Origin of the sequence: Bradyrhizobium sp. WSM471, assembly GCF_000244915.1 — a bacterium.
GTDB lineage: Bacteria > Pseudomonadota > Alphaproteobacteria > Rhizobiales > Xanthobacteraceae > Bradyrhizobium.
Map to the genome: position 1 here is coordinate 6,727,660 of NZ_CM001442.1, position 18,064 is coordinate 6,745,723.

Consider the following 18,064-nt stretch of genomic DNA (forward strand, 5'->3'; position numbering starts at 1 on the left):
CTGCTGGCGGACATAGTCCAATTCGCTCCCACACCCCCTACCCAGGGGACCTGTTCGTGTGCGCCACAGGCGAGTCAACGACCTGACTTTCTGAGCCGCTGGGAGAACTCGGCGGCTGCTCCTCAAGATGCATGCGCTCGCGCGCGTTCGCGGGCTTCGCGGCGACGCTGGAAGCGCTCGCGTCAGCGGTTCGCTCGTTCCGAGGGCTGGGCACCGATGGCACCGGCCCGGCCGTTTCGACTGGGACCTTCTCCGTCGGCTCGTCTTGGCCTGGGCGCGCCTCCATGGTCTCGAGCACAACTCGCCCTCTCACCGTGATTCTCCAACCGCCGTTTTGGCGCTCAACGAGGCCGTCCGAAAAAATGTCCAGCCCGGGAACGCGCGCGGCCAGCCGTTTGGTGCGCTCGGCCCATTCCGGGCCGCTGGTCGCGAGGATTGCCATGTCCCGCTTGAGGTCCGCCATCACGGCAAATCCTTGGGGGTAACTCACCAGGATCTTCAAGACTGTGACCTGGAAGTTCACTCCGCACCTCGCCCGATCAACGCCACATGATCGACGCTCGGGCCAGGGCTTTACGCCCTATATGCCGCAGCAGCTTCGGCGTTGTTTCGTCGGTCTTTGCGGCTTCGACGATCTCGGAGGCCAAACCAGCGCCGCTCCCCTTGCGCGGAAGCGTCTGGCAGACCTCGTCAAGTACCGCTTGCGATAGAGCGGTCGTGGGGTGTTCAACCATGGACGCCTATCCTACCGTAAGTCTTTCGACCTTGGGATTCCCGCATTTGAGGTAAACTCTGCCGCGTTGCGCACGAGGGCTCGCGCTCTACTGATGTACCGCGGTCTTGATTCTGATCGATGCGGACTCAAATTGGTAGGCCGAGCTGCAGCTCGGCCTACGGTTCGCCCTGGCGTGAAGACAAGAAGGCGGATCGGCTTTGGAGCGGGTATCTCGTTTGAAGGAAGACGAGCGACAAGTTTCGAGCTCGCAGCGGCTCGAAATCGGGACGCGTCCGGTCCTGCTCCGCGTGATGATCTCGAGATCGTTGAACCTGCCCCTCAGTTTAACCGTCCGGCCCCGCGAACCTTTGTCCTCGCAGTGCATCCAGACCTTCTCGATGAGCGGCTGTGCCTTCCTGACAACGGGGGGGACGCCGGGGTGTCGACACCCAGTCAAGGCGATGCCGGTGATCTTGACGACGCGGCGCCGCGTGCAACCGCCCGCAACTGACTGGAAAGCGCACACAGCAAATATCAGTCTCCTCACACCGGCGTCGGACTTGAACGCTTCCCCGATGGTAGCAAGCGGACTTTCTACGTGGCCACCCCGCGCCGCAACAATGTGACGAATTCATTTGCATATCCGTCATGTGCAGCGACGCTGCCTGCATCAGCCGAGCGACTCGGTCGTAAGCTCGTCGTGCAGCAGATGTTCGCGATTGAACATGAGAGGCCTCCATCATCATTCAACATCCCGCGTTTGTCGTGTTCAGCCGTGTCCGGCTGAAGACGTTAATGTCGGGGACCAGACACTGAGGCGCGAGTATCCCGCCGTTGGCGCCGAAGAACATGGTTTTGCCCTCTTCAAGCGAGGCTCGCAAGCGGCTTTGGTGGCACGTGGATTGCTGGGACACCCCAAAGATTCTGTACGACCATGACGGCCTTGCTGTCGCTGACCCAGGAGTTCAAATGAAGCTTGCTCGATTGATCGAAAATGCCATGGAGCGATGGTGTATGGCATCTGCACAGAAGCGCATCGCAGCATGTTGGTGTGTGCGATGGCCAATATGCTGGCCGCTCAATCGTCGGAGGTGCGGGCCAAGGGCGAGGCCATGATTCAGCAAGCTGACAGGCTGCTTTGCGAAAGCTGGAACGAGCGCATGTGGAGCGACGGCGAACCGATCGATCCTTCGCCCACCATCGACCAAGCTGTAAATGGAGGTTTCCCTTGGCTCGAGATCAGGTGCGCGCGCTGTAAGACGCCGAGCGACGTCGACCTTGCGGCGATGAAGCACCCGCCAACCACCTTCGTGCATGATCTCGCCAGCCGGCTGCGCTGCCGCAAATGCGCCAAGGTGGGCCGGCGTCCATCCGCGACTCTGTTACAATTGGCTTGGCAGCCTCGCCACCCTCGAACCGAAGCCTGACTGATGTGCAATCTCTACTCGATCACGACAAACCAGGCCGCCATCAGCGCGCTGTTCCGCGTCGTGAACCGATACGTTGGCAATCTGGCGCCGATGCCCGGCGTGTTTCCCGACTACAAGGCGCCGATCGTGCGCAACGGAGCCGAGGGCCGCGAACTCGCTACTGCGCGATGGGGAATGCCATCGTCGTCAAAAGCGCTGATGGACGCCACCAAGAAACGAGCCGAAAAGCTGCAGGCCAAAGGCAAGGCAGTGGATTTCAAGGAATTGCTCAGAATGGAGCCGGACGGCGGCACGACAAACATCCGTAACGTGAAGAGCAAGCACTGGACGCGATGGCTGGGGACCGAAAATCGCTGCGTGGTGCCGTTCAACTCCTTCAGCGAGTTCAACAAGGCCGAGGGCGGCGATATCTGGTTCGCGCTCGATGAGACCCGTCCGCTCGCCTGCTTCGCCGGCATCTGGACCAACTGGACATCAGTCCGGAAGGTCAAAGAGGGCGAGACCACCAACGACCTCTACGCATTCCTCACGACGGAGCCCAACGCTGAAGTTGGCGCCATCCACCCAGAGGCGATGCCGGTAATCCTGCCGACGCCCGAAGAGGTCGAAACCTGGATGACTGTCCCCGTGCACGAGGCGTTGAAGCTGCAGCGGCCGCTTCCCGATGGGTCACTCCAGATCGTCGCTCGCGGCGCCAAGGAAGATCCGACCGGACCCGCGCCGTGACGGACGAGACGACAATCAAGTGAAGGCGCCGGTGCTTGTCGAAATGGATGCGTTTTTAGCCGCTCACCGTTGAAACCTTCGCCAGTCTCCAAATTTCGCCTCTTCCCTTTGAGAGGAGTTCCGCCACGGTTGTGTCGCGGGACATCGTGTGCCCCGTGCCCGCCGGTGGTATCGCGTTCAAGTCGGTCGCATGCTCGAAGACATCACACCGACAACGGCGCTTTGTTCCTCGACGGCTGCGGCAGTACACTAGATATTCTCGCAAACCTTTTCGATTAATGAATTGATCTTGCTGAGATCGGTCAGAACGTCGCGGAAGTTGCCGTTCATGCCGCCCGCTCTGTCAAGAAATCAAATCTCAGGCTCGATTAGCTGCTCCCGAATTTTCGAGTAGTGGCCGGCCTTCTCGACCCGGTGGACCAGTGCAGTGAATCCGGGGATTTTATCCCTTGCCATGCGGAAGGCCTCGTGCGTTCGCTTATCAACGTATGTCACATCCGCGTAGGCCGCTAAGCAACTCAGGTGAGTATCGTTCAAATCGCTGCCCTTCCACTCCTTCCCGTCCGGCCTGAATCGATCGACGCTGGACTGGATGATTTGCGATGGCAGTCGTCGTGCTGGGACAGTCGCTTTAAGCTCGCCCCACGGCAGTCGCGTTATTTGGTTGATCACCCGCAGTTTTGCGCGAAACACCGCGAGAGTCCCGACATCACCGACCGTTGTGTTCTCATCAATGTCAGAGACGTCGATGCCGTTCGCTTCGAGGATTTGTAGCCCCGGATTTTTGTGCGACAGGGTGTCCATACCAAACCGGCGCACCGCTTCCAGAAAAGTCGCCGAGACGCCTTCAGCATTGGAGAGGCGTCGGTCGCCACGCGTCTTGATGTCTTGGCTCAACGCATCGTGCATGCCTCCCAAGCGCTGCAGAATCTCTTCCGGTGGGCGGAGCTTCCCCCGCAGGAGATCGACAACCTTGAGGTGGGAAACCTCCGCGAAGCCGGAACGGGAGATCGCAACGATTTCTCTGTCCCGCTCCTGTCGCTGGGTCAGTTCGGATTTAAGCAACGGCCAGACCTCTAGGAAGGCGCGAATGATTTCGACGCCGCGCCCTACACGCAAAAGACCAGGCGCCACGGCTCTGCGGATCTCCGCGGCATCCATAGCGGGCGTGCTGAAAGCGGCACGGACCTCGATGGACAGCACATCGATAATACCTCCAATGATATCATCTTCGCGCGCGGATCGAATGGAAGCGACGAACGGGAGCGATTTGAGGTAAGCGATGCGCTCTACGATGACGCGTTCATCCTGATGCGAAAGCAGCTCTTGAATATGGTGCCAGCATAGAAGCAGGACGTTGTTGCCGGCATCGAACGCGCGTTGAAAATCCCGTGCAGCACGCCTCCGATCGCTGTCTATCGATGCGTGATCACGGGCGATATCGCCGAGATGGGATGAATCAAGCGCCACAAATCTTGGTTTGATGAGCAAATTCATTTTGTTGCAAGCCGAGCAGCGCGTAGTGCTGACACACCCAGCAGGCCGAAATCGCACGTTCACGGCCGGGAGAATCAGCGAAAGTGCAATTATACTGCCAGGCTCACCATTTCGGCTGAATTCGGTCGGAATGGGGGAACCAAGCTGTCTTTGCTAGGCCACCGATCTTCCGTTGAAGAATAACTCTCGAGGCCATCGATGAGCGAGACCAGACCAATTGAGCCCTTCCAATTCAAGGGGGCCCTTCGTCTAGGCCAGGACAGCGTTGACGTGAACTTTCAGGCCCATGTCGACCGGCGCGGCGAACTCCTCATCAAACTACAGGAATTGCCACTCACCGAGGAGACCCGGTTTATCCTCACGGAGTGGCACCGCGAAGGTGACCTGATCACCTATTTTTGCCTTTCCGGACAGGCCGGGGATAATGTCAGTCTCAATACCGAGCGCCTGTACTTCAACTCGGTCGGGCCCCATTCGGACTCCAAACGTGGCTCGTACTTCGTGTTTGATGCGGTCTGCAAGATTGCGACGCTCAGACGTAAAGCCACAAGCCCTTCGCCGACACCGGTGTACCTTCTCAGCTTACAGGCATTTCAATGTTTCCCGCAGGTCACCGCGACGTGCGCGTTAGGCGAACTCACGGCAGGCGGTGATGTCCGCGAGACCGATCTGCAAAATGTTACGGGCTATATCCAGCTTCGGGCACATGAACAGCCAGCAGATCTCGCCCAATGGCGCGCCAACGCCAAGCGCTTGCTCGATCACGTCCGCCGGGTGATGTCGTTTGCCGCTGGTGCCAATCTCGCCGATCCCTCCTTGACGTTCTTCTTGGACGGGGATGCGGAAATTACCGTTCAGCCCCATACGTCCCATCGTACGCCGTTGATCCCATCCTTTCCGATGGTTGGCCGCGACGACATCTTCTCGGCGGCGGTCACCTCTTTCTTTTCGCCGCCGTTCGACGCGAAGAATCTCTGGATGGCGCTGGAATGGATTGCCATGGAGGCAACGTATAACGAAGTACGTCTTGTCAATGCAATGACAGCGCTGGAGAATCTCGTTAGCTCGAACACGCGGGACATCAGGCAGTTGCTTGACGATGCGCTCTTCGCAAAGCTGAAATCCGTACTCACGGCGGCGATCAAGGAGTTCGCAGAGAAGAACGAGTTCCAAACCATTGATCCTGCGCTTGCCGACGAACTGACGGTAAAGCTCGCTGAACTTCAGCGTCGCTCCCTGCGCCGTAAGCTCGATATTCTACTGGAACGCTGGTCAGTGCCGATGGATGGCATCACAAAATCGATGATCCGCAGCGCATTCAACGCCCGAAACGAAATTATTCACGAGGGGCGTTACTATGTAGAAGGAGAGAAGCGACCGGAGCTTTGGGGACATTATTGCGTCGTTCGCGAAATCGTCACCCGGCTGATCTTTAGCGCAATTGGCTTTAAGGGATGTTACATCTCACACCTTGGCGGATATCACCACGCGGTCTTTCCGCCTCAGACGAGTTAGATTGATCTTTCTTTCCCCTCCGCAAGATCAGGGTCGTTCTGCCCGGAACCACGGCACGCTTCATCGTCCCGCTCGAGTTTTTCGTGCGCTGCCTGAAACAGTATTCCAATCTCGTCCATGATTTCGTTCATCGCCCGCACCGCAACCGTATTGTCCAGCGTGGGATGCAATTTCAACAGTACTGCCGAGATCAGCAAGAGCGATATGGCGGTCGAATGCGCGGGATCGGCCAGGCCCGCGTTGCTTGGTCCGGCGAGCAGCGTCGTGGCCCCCTCCAAGAGCCCCATCCTGTGGAATATCCCTTTTGGATTGGCATGTACGTTGTGGCTCGCGAGACGGTAATAAGGGGAGAGATGATGAATACTCGCTGATGCCTGAATGTCAGCGATCGTGGGATTTTCCTTGCCGAGGGCTTCGGCCGCCCAGCCATAGCTGTTACCAAACGCTTTGCCGAACCTGTCGATTGCTTGCCTATAGTCTTTGTCGAGACTGTCGATCGTTTCGTCGTCCATCGGCTGAACATGAAGCTGGGTCTCGAAGCGCTTGTATTGCTGAGCGGCTTTTCTGGCTTCAACCACCTCATGCATGCGATAGCGTTCAGCCAGGCTCTCGCCATGTGTTTCGAGCAGGGAGACCGTGGCGGCGATCTCATGCATGGTACGCCACCGTGCCATGCCACCGTCGGCAAATCCGCCGCTGAGGAGGCAAACCACCTCTTCTGTGATCTGACAAGCGCGCGCATGGAGCCGGATGAGGAGGTCAAACGTCAGCGGACGATCCCCGCCACCGGCGGCGCGAAGCGCAGTGTTGATACCGCTGCCTAGCTCGCGGGAAATAGTGCAAAGCATCTTCAGGCGTTCTAAGCCTGGTCCCCAGCGCAGCTGGAGGTTTCGGCGAAATTGCTCTATCTCGCGCTTTTGCGCACGTGACTCCTTCGGCCAGCGGCGCCTCATGCTTTTCAGAACGAGTTCCGTTCCAACAACGGTCATCTCCTGAAGGAAGCCGGGCAGCGAGTTCGATAGCTGCTCCATTCTCTCTTCCGCCTTTCGTCCGTCTTCCTTCGTGAACTCAATCCGAATGCCGGCTAGCGCCGGTTCATCGATATCGAGATCGACCGATGATGTCCTCTCATCCAATACGCGCTCCGCAAGCTTGGTCAGTTTGGACTTCGAGAGCTTTAAGCCTTGGTCACGGAGTTTTTCGTCAAGCAGTTCCGTACAAATCTTGAGCGGCCACTGCCGCTCCAAGATATCGTCGACGGTTTGCTGTAGCGATTTCATTGCCTGCAGCTCCTAGTCGGCTATCGTACTGGCGCCCGACCCTCTCCGCCCAGCGGTCAATAGACGAGGGCGCGCGCAAGACATGTCCGCGTCGCGTTTATCTGGGCTTATCGGCGAGCAATTGGATGCATCCGATTCGAGCATCAGCCTAACACACCCTGCGACGCGTCCCGCGGTATCTTGCGAGATAGGGTGAAACCGCGGATTGAATCGCATAGAGTATGGAGCCTTTACGGGAGCCCGGAAAACTTTGTCTTACTATGTCCAAAGCGCTTTGAATGGCATCGATCCTAGCCAGGTTCTCGGGCTTTGGGAGGTCGATGAAACGACTGCAAGACGTATCGACGTCTCAGATCTCGGCAGATTTTTGGCCCGGCCCGGCACAACCGCATTGGAAACGCTGCGAAGCAGTTATCCGGGTACAACATTTGACGAGATGGAGCTTGGGCCGGGCGAATACTATCCAGGAATGGCGCGTCCTGTCCTTTGGGAGAGCCTTGGGCGCAATCCCGATCAGAGCGTCGGGACAATGAGCCGCCGTGCAAGCGCGAGCGGACAGCTTCATGCACTCATCCAACAGCTTGAACAGATTTGCCGCGTAGTCCACCCGAAGGACTCAAACTTCCAGGCCTACGGACACGAAATCCGAAATGTGCCTATTCTCGCCTGCACGGAATTGGAATCCCAATGGAAGGCCATTCTTGCGGCCCACCGCACGAAAGCTGAGAACACCATGCATTACGTCAAGCTTTGTGCGCCGATGAAATTAGCCGAGTATGCGGTGGAATTCTTATACTATCCATGGATGCCTGAACGTCGCCCGTTTGAAGGGTAGCAACACGGGACGAAAGATCTGCCATGGTACGGCGCATATAGTTCCGTGAAGCACTATCGTGACGACCATTTCTCCCGGGCATCCCTCGATAATGCATTCGACGCGCTGACCGGCTTCTTTGTCATGCTTTGCGCGCAGTACGGTTGGGACTTTGCGCTTAAGGGCGATGCGGCATCTCGCGCATTCTTCCGATTGAAAGCATCGCCTCAGTGGTCGCTGAAAAGAGTGCTATGTCCCCGCTTTTGTCGGGACATTCCGGGAGCGCACATACACGTTTCCGGCGTGACGGCGTCGCGGTTGCCGCGGTCGCCAAAACAAGCCGCAGTTGACGGATTGCCGTCCCGCCCGTTCGACGTCCAGCGGCAGGCGGCGCAATCATCGCGATGCGCGCGGGGGACCCTCCCACCGGCAACCGCAAAATTGTGGAACAGCTCGACGGAAGGTCGCGTAAACCAGTAAACATCGACACACTTGAGACCGGCATTCGAGACGAGACGACGAGTAGGGCATGTTTGAAATAACGCGAGATGATATTGCAGCTCTGAATGATGAAGACCTGCGCACGCTGATCGGCAGGCTCTGCGAAGCGGAACTGCGTCGCAGGGGGCTGCCCGTTTCCGCCGTTACCTGGGGCGGCGATCAAACGGCCAAGGATGGAGGTCTTGACGTTCGTGTTGCATTGGAACCCGGAACCAGAATCGAAGGCTTTGTCCCGAGGGCCGCCACCGGCTTCCAGGTCAAGAAGCCGGATATGCCTGCGGCGGAAATCACAAAGGAGATGAAGCCCAAGGGTCTGCTTCGACCAGTGATCGAAGAATTGGCGGCGGCTTCCGGCTCCTACATCATCATCAGCTCTAACGGTTCGATATCCGATTCCGCACTGACCAGCAGGCGCAATTCCATGGCGGCGGCTGTTGCTGGCAGCGCGGATGCCCCCAAGCTTCATCTTGAGTTCTATGATCGAAACCGAATTGCGAGCTGGGTGCGCGGCCATGCGGGCCTGATCCCCTGGGTTCGGGCACGGATCGGCAGGGCGTTCCGCGGCTGGCAACCCTACGGCGGGTGGTCTCTGGTTCCGGCGAATGCCGACCACAGCTATCTGCTCGACGATAAGGCTCGCATCAAGACCGCCCGCAAGGATGATGCCGACGGGTTGACAGCCGCAGAGGGCATTAACCGCATTCGGGATGCGCTTCGAAGCCCAGGCCAGGTTGTAAGGCTGGTCGGTTTGTCAGGCGTCGGAAAGACCCGGCTGGCCGAAGCCCTGTTCGATCCAACAATCGGCACAAACGCGCTTGACCAGTCGCTCGCGATATACACCGATACAGGCTTCGAGCCTGACCCACAGCCACGCGGCCTTGCCTCCGACCTCATCGCGTCGGGCACGCGCGCGATTGTCGTGATCGACAATTGCCCGCCGGAAACCCACCGCCAGGTGGTCGACGTGGCGCGCATCCCCGGTTCCACCATCAGCGTGATCACAATCGAATACGATATCAAGGACGACAAGCCAGAAGGTACCGACGTCTTCTCGCTCGAGACGTCGTCGCTACCTCTCATCGAGAAGCTGGTGCGGGGGCGGTATCCTGACATTTCGCAAATCGATGCTCGCACGATCGCTGAATTCTCTGACGGGAATGCCCGCATCGCGCTTGCCCTTGCAAGCACCGTCAAGCACAGCGAAACGATTTCCGGTCTGACCAACGTCGATCTGTTCACGCGGCTGTTTCAGCAACGCCACGCGCATGATGCGAATCTTCTTCAGATCGCTGAAGCCTGTTCGGTGGTCTATTCCTTCCAAGGGGTCGATTTGGAAGGCAATAACGCCGAGTTGCCGGTGCTTGGCCAATTGATCGGAAAGACGGCCCTGGAGGTACATGCAACCGCCGCAGAGTTGGGCCGGCGTAGTCTTCTCCAGCAGCGCCGTGAATGGCGGGCCGTGCTTCCACACGCTATCGCGAACCAACTTGCGAAGCGCGCGCTAGAGAATATTCCCTATGCCGCTATCGAGGCCGAAATCGTCAATGGCCGCTCCGAACGCCTGCTTCGCTCGTTCTCGCGGCGTCTTGGCTATCTGGATGACAGCAAGCAAGCGCAGGACATCGTGCGGGGCTGGCTTTCGAAAGACGGACGTCTTTCAGACATTTTGAACTTCGGCGAGCTGGGCCGGGCGATGTTCGAGAACGTCGCGCCGGTCCTGCCCGAAGCGACGCTCGCCGCGTTGGAAAGAGTATTCGGCAACGCCGATCGCTTAACGCTCTTACGAGGCGGACACTTCATCCGGTTGCTGCACTCCCTTGCCTATGACCCGCCGCTATTCGAACGTGCCGTCCGGTTGCTCGCCACATTCGCGACCGTTCTTGATGAAGGCAGCTTTGATGGAGAAGCTATTCGGGCGGCGACGCCCCTCTTCTATCCCGCATTTTCGGGCACCGTGACGCCACTCCCGCTGCGTCTGGCCGTCGCGGAGCGGCTCCTCAAGTCCGATAAATCAGTCGAGCAGCATCTCGGAATCCAGGCTCTCGACGCGCTGATGAAGTCGAACAATTTCACCCCTTATGGACGGTTCGAATTCGGCGCGCGGTCTCGCACCTACGGCTATTATCCAAAGACGGGCTCTGAAGCGGGCCAATGGTTTGAGGATGTGCTGACTTTCGCGGAACCCTTCGCGCTTGGCGATAGCCCCGTCACAGCCCGCGCGAGGAAAGCGATCGCCGCGCGCTTTCGCGGTCTTTGGACCCATGGAGGTCGCTACGATGCCCTCGAACGGATTGCGAAGACAGTCGCTCGGAACGGCTTCTGGCGCGATGGCTGGGTCGCGGCACGACAGACGCACTACTATGACGGCAAGGGTCTCAAGCCTGAGGCTTTGGATCGGCTTGTGCGGCTGGAACAATTTCTCCGGCCGAAGGAGCTGGTCAACCGCGTGCGCGCGATCCTTCTCGGAGATCGCAGCGGGCGCCTGACGTTAGACGAACTCGCCGTAAGCGACGACGAGCCGGTCGCACGGGCCTCCGAGCGAGTGAAGCAATCCAATATCGCCGCCGAAGAGCTGGGCAAGGACGTGGCCATCGACGAGGCTGCGCTTTCCGAATTGCTCCCTGAACTTGTGAGCACTCCGGGAAACCTTCGCGAATTTGGTCGCGGGTTGGCTCTCGAGGCCATTGAGCCACGCGTTCTCTGGAATCAATTAGTCGGCGCAGTTGCCAAAGCCGAGAACGCCAGTATTCGCGTCCTTCTCGGCTTTCTGAATGGGCTCGAAGTGCGAGACAATGCTGAAACCCACGCTTTGCTTGATGAGGCGATTGATGACCCGACGCTTGGCCGATGGCTGCCCGCACTCCAGACCGCAGTGACCATTGACAAGGCGGGGGTTGCGCGGCTGCGGCGTGCACTGAATCTTGGCAAGGCGCCGATCCAGCAGTTCTCCAACCTCGAAAATGGCGGCGTGTGTGAACCTATCCCGGGCCCTGCCTTTCGGGACCTTGTCCTTGCGATCGGCGCCAAGCCTGACGGCAACCCCATTGCACTTTCAATTCTGTCCATGCGGCTCCACGCGGATGCCACGGCCAAGCGCCAGCCACTGCCAGAAAGCGCTGAAGCGGGACGTCAATTGTTGATTGATCATCGGTTTATAGACCAGAGCAATACCGGCGACCATGATGATTACAGACTTGGATTGGTGGCTTCAGCCTCCCTCATCGGGCCGGAGGGGGCACCCATCACGCGCAAGATATTGCGTGATATGAAGGAGGCCGTTGCACGGCACGACATTTCTGCCTGGGAGCAAGACGATCTTATTCGGAGCCTGTTCAAGCGACAGCCGATTGCCGCGTTGGATGAACTCGCCGCAGGAGACGGAGATGATCGGCAGGCGGGTACGGGTCTTATGCGGGAAACCATGCGTCATCGACAGAATCCGTCGGCCATTGTACCCGACGATGTGCTACTCGGCTGGTGTGGAGGGGATCCTGGCCTCCGCTATCCCTTTGCTGCAGGGGTTGCACTGCTCTACTCGCGCCCGGACGATCAGTCGCCGCACGCATGGCAACCGATCGCGAAATCGTTGCTGACCGGCGCTCCCGATCCCGTCGCCGTGTTTGAGGCGATGAAGGGCCGTCTTTGGCCGACGAGTTTCGATGGCTCACCCGCCTCGAAATTTGAGCTGCGGATACATCTTCTCGACAAACTCGATATCGGCGATCATCACGGTCTCCGTGCAGCCGTTGACGTGTTTCGTGGAGAACTCGCCCAGGAGGCGGAGGTGTACCGGCAACGGGAACAAAGAGACGATTTGGCGCGTAGTGCACGCTTCGAAGAATAGCCGAGTGGCCTGCGTAGCCGCCTAACTCGTTTTCGCGTTAGGCGCCTGCTCGCGAGTTCGTAACTCTTCCACATACGCCAGAAATTGCGTTAACTGACCTTCCGGCAACAGATGCAATTCTGCGGCCCACTGCTTGGCCACCAACGCGGGGGCGCCAAGCGCGGCTAAGTCCGGTTGACCGTCCACGACGGGAAGCGATTTGAGCCGCTCTGCCACTCCCTGCGCCGTCCGCTCTTGATTAGCGCGGGCAAATCCCTTGAGGGCCTCGTCTGCCCGCTCCTTGCCGAGCCGCCGAAGGGTATTGCCGACGCGCCGTTCGAGCAGTTCTTTCGGAGTTCGCACGATACCCGCACGTTCGTCTAGATATTCGGTCGCAGTGCGTGCGGTGATCGTCACTTGTGAGAAGAGGTGCAATAGAAATGGCGGCACGTCGCGTGCGTCAGGACTGACGATCTCGATCCGCCGCTCGGGATGGAATTCGAGCCATTCGCGGATGATAAGGTTGATATGTAGGTCGCCGAAGCCATAGCCGATGCAGACCAGCGTGGTGACAAAATTGAGGTTCTCCCGAAAGTGCTTGAGCATGCTTTTCGGCAGAACTTGCTGACCTCGGGCGTCGAACTTGTATGCGCCGGCGAGGAGCGTCCGCCGAAGAAATTGCATCACGCCTTGTTCGTCGGGATAACAGATCTCGTTTGCGGCTTTCGCATGCCTACCTGGAAAACCGGGAATGTCGTAGAAAAGTCCCTCATTCGCGGCGCGCAGAACGTCGATGACACCCTCCTCGCCCGGAGCGTTGGGCAACAGCTTCAGCAGGTCTTCGCCTTCGTTGAACGTGAAGACGTCCAGCGCGCCGTGAATCTTGAGAAGGTAGATCCCGGGCTTGAAGGGGTTCGCAAAATACATAGCGTGCTTTTCGAGCTCGCTCTTGCCGAGAATTTCCGCTTGGATCTCACCGATCGGTTTGCCTGCATGATTACGACGAACAAATGTCTTCCGCGCCGGGCTGAACCCGCTGTGCAGCGGAATGGAAAGACGCGCTGCAATGGCCTCTATGATGAGGTCATGGTTGAGCGAGAATATCCACAAGGGCGTATTCTCATCGGCCAATGCGCGCAGACCATCATACGCAGAAAGTTGCCGTGCCAGATACGCTTCGTTGTTGGTGTGCCGATAGTAGAGCATGTGGTAGACCATCTCGACCAACCACACATACAGCCCGTGATACGCCTGCGCGTGAGCCCGGTGTCGATGCCACTGCGTTTCCAGGTAACCCAAGATCGCCTCGTAGTGCATCTCCGGCCTGCCAAGGCAGGCAATCAAATCATCGATCACCTCATCCGGTTGCCCGCCGCCTTGTACACGCCATCCTTCGTTGAACTCGCGCAGCTTGGCAGGCGTTAGCCATCGTTTAAGTTCGTCCGTCAGTTCCCAGACGAGCGGAAGCCCAGCCTCATAGGAGGCGCCCGCACCGAGGAAGAGACCGGTAAGTGGTTTCATTAACGAGCAACCATTGTCGAATGAGATGCGCAGGCTAGCTTAGCGGAAGCAAAGTCACGCATTCCAATGAGCATCCTGCTCATCGTCGTCGCGCTTTGCGGACTCCACCTGCTTGCGCATTTGGGTGTGCGCGACCGTCGCCCAGCGCCGCAAAACCCCGATCGGATGCTCGAAAAGCGACCGCAGCGGCTCTTCGTAGAGCGCGAAATATGTTGTCAATGACCCGGACCAGCCGAAGGTGTGCATATTCTGCATGACGTAGCGCCGCACGTCGTCGCGATCACCGAATTCGTCCAGGAGGCGCATCATCAACGGATGGAAACTTCGTTCGACCCCCGGCGCACGCGAGTTCAGCACCGGCAGCGTTCGCGCGAGGAACGCAGGTCCACCCTCGGGATTGGCGTGCGCCCACGAAAAAAGGATATCCTCGGGCACATGCAAAACCGCCGGCTGCTTGGTATCGGCAAAGGAAAAGCCGTCCCCGATTGTGTGTTCTATGCGCCATGCCGTGGCTCGGTCCCGGATAATCGCGTTGCCGAACACCGGCCACACGATGGAGGAGAAGTTTTTGAACATGATAGGCAGCAACGGCTTGATCATCTTAGCCGCGTCCCCATCCGGGCTAGCCGCAAGGTAGTTCGCCAGCTTCCCGGCTGCCACGCGGGCATCGGTATCGTCCCGCCCCTTCTTCAAGAGCCAGGCCACCACATGCTCGAAGTGATGCGCGCTCATCTGTGAGCCGCGGCGCTTCGGCCGCTTACCGACGTGCTCAACCGCTAACATGATTTGCGGCCGCAATTCCTCAAGCCGTTCGCGGTTGCCGTGAACGAACATCCCCATGACATCGAGCGCTACCGAATAGGCCACGCTGTCCATATTCAAAAGCTGGTTGAACAACGGCGCTGCTGCGGGTGCATCGAGCTTGGCGAACACACCGCCCATGCCCCAATGCGACATCGCGCTCGGCGGCATCGTGCCCGATTTCAGGCCCACGCATGCCAGCCTGACATCATCTGCCGTAATGCCCAGCAACAGACACAAGAACGGCAGTGTGGGCGCGAAAATGGTCGAGGCGATAGCCTCGTTCTTATAGGCGGCGACCGCAGCGGGGTGCTGCGCCGCGAGGCCCGAATAGTACCCGGTGACCAGTCCGTAGTTCCGGTTGCCTTCCGTGGTTGCGGCATAAGCTCGCTTGATCGGCTCTTCCCAAGAAAGGGGGACGTCCGCAAGCTCGGCGATGGCTTTGCCAAAGGCGACCGACATGCGCTGCTCATCGCGGGACAAAGCGTCGAGCGAGGCCCGCAGCGTCCCCGGCTGCCCAAGCGCCTCCTTGGCCAAGTCCCGCACGGTGTCGGCCTGGTACTTTTCCCGCTCGTAAAATTCGAGCTTCGCGTCGGCGGGATAATCCCAGGGCATCTCGGTGACAAGCAGGCGGATGCGGCTCGCAATATCTTGTGGGGAGAGATCGGCGATGAGTTTGCGGACGCGCGCCTCTTCGTCGTCCTTGAGATCCGGCAAGTCGTACTGCAGCACATCGCCCAGCGCGTTCAGGGCGGCAGGCCAGTACGGATGAACCGCTTGAATCTGGGCAACCCACTTCTCGACGTGATCGATTAAGCCGCCATCCACGTAGGAGCGAAATTCCTGCGCGATCCCGTTGCGCGCACTGGCACCGAGGCCGTCGTCGCGCAAGCCGATCGCGACCAGCCGATCGACGCAGGCAATCACGTAGTCCCAGGCGTCCTTCCAGTATTTCGGTTGCCAGGGCACCAGTTGGGGACGGCTGCCATGCGTTTCTGGACCCATGAAGCTCGCATGCGAGTGCGCGCTGGACGCATCCAACAGCGCGTCGATCACAATAGGCATTTCTTGGGGGTCATCCCTCTGCAACAGCTCATCCAACAGGCGTAGGCGCGACGCGGCCGAGGCAACCGTGTTCCCGCCGAATACCGGGAACAATGCCTTGAACTGACCAACGGAGTTGTTGGCCCACTGCTCGTTTTCGGCGACGGCAAGTTTGAGTAGCAACAGTGCAGCACGCTCGAACGTCGTGTCGATGAAAGCGATCTTTTCAAGCGCACGAACAAGGCCGCGCCGCAGGTCTCCACGAACGCCTACGAGTTCCTGGACGGAGAGCGGGTTCAGGATGTGTTCGAGCAGCGTGACGACCGCGTCGGCATCAATCTCCGCCAAGGCGCTGACGACGTCACCAGTCCCTTCCTGGCCAAGTGCTTCCAGCGAAGCAAATGGGCCATCAAAACGCATCAGGTGGTGCGCGACCTGCGGAGCGACAGCGCCCGTGTTCAAGAGAGCGAGCTGCCATGCGGCGTTCTGCCGAAGCCGCTCCGGAAGATTTCCAGCGAGGACGCTGTCCCATGTTGCTTGTCCCCATTGACGCCACTGCCGCTCGGCAAGCGCCAGTGCAAGCGGCTTGGGTTGCAGGCTGACAAGGCGTCCGTGCTGCTGCACCACGCCGCGTCCCTGCAGATCGGTCAGTGCGGCACGGAGATCATCGACGGACCGGCCGCGCGTAAACGCTGCAGCCTGCGCAAGATCGTTCAACTCGCCGGCGGTGCCGAGAAGCCGGAAGGCGCCCAGGAGCATTCCCGCATCCTTCAGCAATGCAGGGTCGGTCGGCCTTCGGCCAAGAAGAATCCGATCGATGAGCTCGTCATCCGTAGCGGCCGCGATGGGCATATCGCTGAGCCACGCCTGGCCGAGCAAGGTTGCCATTTGTGGAAAGCCGCGTGCAAATTTCAGGAGGCGACGATGATCTTCGCTCGGCAGTTCGGGGGCAATCTGCTTGATCATCCCTTCCACGACGGCGTCGCTCGCCGGCTCGACCATCTGCAGCTCATCGTCACCCTGAACCGACGGGGGGAGGTCGTGGTCGATGGTGATGAGCGACACGCGACTGCCGGAACGCTTCACCATGGCAACGAGATCGTGATGGGACTCAAGCGGGCAACGATCAACGACGACGATTGCACGGAAGCCAGAGTCCACAAGGCTCTGCACGATACTTTTGATCGCCACCGGTCCAGCCTCGGATTCCACAGAGTACAGAACAAGGTCCGATAGCTGAACGCCCGACGCTTCTTCCTCGTCGGTCGGTCCGAGAGCTTCATGCGTCAGTCGCGACTTGCCGACGCCGGACAGACCGACGACGCGCGCGACACCACGCGGCTTACCGGCCAACGCGCGAAGCTTCTCCCGGAAAGGGGGCAACCGCGGGTCCGGGATCCAGGGAGTGCCGTCGAAGCGACCTGCCCAATGGGTCCAATCCTTGAACGGCCCGACAAGGCCGGGCTGCGTCTGCTCGAGCACCCAGGCCGCAACGGGCGGCAGAATGTTGACCCATGACGCGAGCTGGTCAGCGTCACGGAATTGAACCTGCTCGGGCCTGACCTTGAGCCCTGCTTTTGCGAGGGCTTTGCGGATGCTTTCGGCGCGCGCTTTGACGAGCTTGTTCTCGTACGAATGACCGCACGCCATGACGTAGGTGCCGCCCTTTTCCAAGGCTTCGCGCACCATCGACTTGACCTCGCCACCCGGCGTGACCACGTCTGCGCCGGCTTCCGCCGGCGAAATCGGCCCTGCCTTCAGCTGGAACTGCGAGATGCGGCTCGGCAAGAACGTCGTTCGTTCGGGTCCGTTCTGCCACTCGATGCGCGCATCCTCGCCGCCATCGGCCGCGGTGATGTTGGCGGCGACGTGGATGCCATCCATCGGCAGGTTGCCGCTCAGCGCCTCGCCGTCCAGAAGCCGGCGCATCAGCAGCGTGAACTTCCTCGGGTTGAGCGCCGCGATGTGCTTGCCGGTGACCTCGAACGGTCCCGTGCTGTCCGCCTCCATGGGCGCGACCTTGCCGCCGGACAGGGTGATGATGGCAGATGGGTTGGCGTCGAGCAGGCGCAGGACATTCGCCGTTGCCGTCGTGGGCTTGATCGTGCCGGATTCGTATTTCGTGAAGGCGCGCGGACCACCCCCAAGGAGTTCGCCGGCTTCGACCTGCGACAAACCGATTTTTTCTCGGATACGACGGATTTCGCCCGGTGTGAGCTCAATCGGCTTATTATCGATCATTCCAGCAACTACGAGAAATGTACCATTATGGTCACTTAATAGATTCGTCCACCTTTGGCAAGGTCAATCAAGTAACGCATTGATTTAGCGCTTCTTTTTATTCCAACCCGCAGCGATCGTCCCGAATCGATATGGCTAGCTATTCCACCGCCCGAG

The 18,064-nt window shown here is 59.3% G+C and carries 12 protein-coding genes; 5 read left to right on the forward strand and 7 right to left on the reverse strand.

The window, feature by feature from the left end; all coding sequences use genetic code 11:
• Positions 1 to 37: 37 nt before the first annotated feature.
• From BRA471DRAFT_RS30690 to BRA471DRAFT_RS40455, 3 genes are all read right to left on the reverse strand, one after another.
• Positions 38 to 523 carry a hypothetical protein gene (locus BRA471DRAFT_RS30690; RefSeq protein ID WP_007614424.1) on the reverse strand — a complete coding sequence of 162 codons (486 nt, stop codon included), beginning with the start codon at positions 521 to 523 and terminating at the stop codon, positions 38 to 40.
• Positions 524 to 539: 16 nt separating this feature from the next.
• Positions 540 to 734, reverse strand: a complete 195-nt coding sequence (locus tag BRA471DRAFT_RS37225) for a hypothetical protein (RefSeq protein WP_007614425.1) — start codon at positions 732 to 734, stop codon at positions 540 to 542.
• An 87-nt stretch (positions 735 to 821) separates the two neighbouring features.
• Entirely contained in the window at positions 822 to 1,262 is a 441-nt protein-coding gene (locus BRA471DRAFT_RS40455; RefSeq protein ID WP_369126686.1) for a hypothetical protein, read from the reverse strand.
• A 460-nt stretch (positions 1,263 to 1,722) separates the two neighbouring features.
• Between BRA471DRAFT_RS40455 and BRA471DRAFT_RS30695 the strand changes: the two genes are divergently transcribed.
• Positions 1,723 to 2,142, forward strand: coding sequence for a hypothetical protein (locus BRA471DRAFT_RS30695; RefSeq protein ID WP_050992673.1), 420 nt, complete (start codon positions 1,723 to 1,725; stop codon positions 2,140 to 2,142).
• Positions 2,143 to 2,145: 3 nt separating this feature from the next.
• Positions 2,146 to 2,871, forward strand: a complete 726-nt coding sequence (locus tag BRA471DRAFT_RS30700) for an SOS response-associated peptidase (RefSeq protein WP_007614428.1) — start codon at positions 2,146 to 2,148, stop codon at positions 2,869 to 2,871.
• A gap of 351 nt (positions 2,872 to 3,222) precedes the next feature.
• On the opposite strand, the gene BRA471DRAFT_RS30705 is transcribed toward BRA471DRAFT_RS30700, so the two are convergent.
• Complete coding sequence (locus BRA471DRAFT_RS30705; RefSeq protein ID WP_035974417.1) at positions 3,223 to 4,368, reverse strand: hypothetical protein; 1,146 nt, start codon at positions 4,366 to 4,368, stop codon at positions 3,223 to 3,225.
• A 198-nt stretch (positions 4,369 to 4,566) separates the two neighbouring features.
• On the opposite strand from BRA471DRAFT_RS30705, the gene BRA471DRAFT_RS30710 reads away from it, so the two are divergent.
• Entirely contained in the window at positions 4,567 to 5,883 is a 1,317-nt protein-coding gene (locus tag BRA471DRAFT_RS30710; protein WP_007614430.1) for a hypothetical protein, read from the forward strand.
• Here BRA471DRAFT_RS30710 and BRA471DRAFT_RS30715 read toward each other — a convergent pair.
• Complete coding sequence (locus BRA471DRAFT_RS30715; protein WP_007614431.1) at positions 5,880 to 7,163, reverse strand: DUF5677 domain-containing protein; 1,284 nt, start codon at positions 7,161 to 7,163, stop codon at positions 5,880 to 5,882. The genes BRA471DRAFT_RS30710 and BRA471DRAFT_RS30715 overlap by 4 nt on opposite strands.
• A gap of 250 nt (positions 7,164 to 7,413) precedes the next feature.
• On the opposite strand from BRA471DRAFT_RS30715, the gene BRA471DRAFT_RS35845 reads away from it, so the two are divergent.
• Together BRA471DRAFT_RS35845 and BRA471DRAFT_RS30725 are read left to right on the forward strand one after the other, a co-directional pair.
• Entirely contained in the window at positions 7,414 to 7,998 is a 585-nt protein-coding gene (locus BRA471DRAFT_RS35845) for a hypothetical protein (RefSeq protein ID WP_157234106.1), read from the forward strand.
• A 508-nt stretch (positions 7,999 to 8,506) separates the two neighbouring features.
• Positions 8,507 to 12,322, forward strand: a complete 3,816-nt coding sequence (locus tag BRA471DRAFT_RS30725) for a hypothetical protein (protein WP_007614433.1) — start codon at positions 8,507 to 8,509, stop codon at positions 12,320 to 12,322.
• 21 nt (positions 12,323 to 12,343) lie between these two features.
• Here BRA471DRAFT_RS30725 and BRA471DRAFT_RS30730 read toward each other — a convergent pair whose 3' ends face one another.
• A complete protein-coding gene (locus BRA471DRAFT_RS30730; RefSeq protein ID WP_007614436.1) occupies positions 12,344 to 13,822 on the reverse strand; it encodes a hypothetical protein in 1,479 nt (492 codons plus the stop codon).
• A 54-nt stretch (positions 13,823 to 13,876) separates the two neighbouring features.
• Complete coding sequence (locus BRA471DRAFT_RS30735; protein ID WP_007614437.1) at positions 13,877 to 17,908, reverse strand: type II toxin-antitoxin system MqsA family antitoxin; 4,032 nt, start codon at positions 17,906 to 17,908, stop codon at positions 13,877 to 13,879.
• Positions 17,909 to 18,064: the final 156 nt, after the last annotated feature.